This window comes from Nitrospirota bacterium (genome assembly GCA_016219645.1).
In the GTDB taxonomy this organism is placed as follows: domain Bacteria; phylum Nitrospirota; class Nitrospiria; order Nitrospirales; family Nitrospiraceae; genus Palsa-1315.
This window is the reverse complement of record JACRLR010000064.1, coordinates 1-1,067: the sequence shown is the minus strand read 5'-3', so window position 1 is coordinate 1,067 and position 1,067 is coordinate 1. Positions and strand designations below refer to the sequence as shown.

General features: G+C 58.8%; 2 protein-coding genes. Both read left to right on the top strand.

What is annotated here, in order from left to right; all coding sequences use genetic code 11:
• On the top strand, positions 1-492 hold a 492-nt coding region (locus tag HZB34_16885; GenBank protein ID MBI5317639.1), incomplete at its 5' end, for a DUF3459 domain-containing protein.
• A gap of 53 nt (positions 493-545) precedes the next feature.
• Positions 546-1,067 (top strand): malto-oligosyltrehalose synthase (locus HZB34_16880; protein MBI5317638.1); only part of this gene is annotated, 522 nt, incomplete at its 3' end.

The window sequence follows — 1,067 nt, the reverse complement described above, 5'->3', positions numbered from 1 at the left end:
GCGGTGCGTCGCGGACGACGGGCGGAGTTTGCATCCTTCGCATGGGAGGGAGAGATTCCGGATCCTCAAGATCCGCTCACCTGCGAACGGTCATGCATTCACGTCAATGGACCCTTGAACCCCCGTCAAGCTGCCCTGCTGAGGTGGACCAGACAGTTGATTGAGCTCCGGACTACGGTTCCATCGCTGGGAACCGGAGGCGGCCCATCCGAACACCACGTCTGGACTTACGAACAAGATAATGTGTTGGTCATCCATCGCCGGGGAGATCAAGGGCCGGATGCCCTGTTGATCTTGAGCTTCAACGGCGCGCGGACGCCGGTCCTTCTCCGGGAGCCGGGGGGACATTGGCGTCTTCGACTGGGCTCCACGGGACAGGAGGGCGAGGTGGAAAACCGGGAGCGTCCTCCGCAAGAGATGGTCATTATGTCGGAGGGTGCGGCTCTCTCTCTAGAGGCATACACCGCGGCGGTGTACTTACGGGTGGCATGACCTCAATGGTGGAGAGTTGACGCCGAGACTGACTCACGCGCGCAAAAACTCCTATGACTGACACGTCCACAAGCGAGCCCACTGTGCCGGTGTCCACGTACCGGCTGCAGCTGAATCGAACCTTTCCCTTCAAGGCGGCGACCACGATTGTCCCGTATCTGTATGACTTGGGTATTACGGACTGCTATACCTCGCCCTATCTGAAGGCGATACCCGGTAGCGAACACGGCTACGATGTGGTGGATCCCACCGTGCTGAACCCCGAGCTTGGCACCGAAGACGAGTATCGCGAGTTCATCCGTGCGCTCCATGCACACGAGATGGGACACATCCTCGATGTCGTACCGAACCACCTGGGGATCGGACGGTCAGCGAATGCCTGGTGGTTGGACGTGCTCGAGAACGGGCCCAGCTCGCGCTTTGCGCAACTGTTCGACATCGACTGGCATCCGGTCAAACGAGAATTGGAGAACAAGGTGCTTCTGCCGATCCTCGGTGATCTCTATGGAACGGTCCTGGAAAATCAGGAAATTGTTTTGGTACACGAGGAGGGGCGGTTCTTCATCACGTACTAT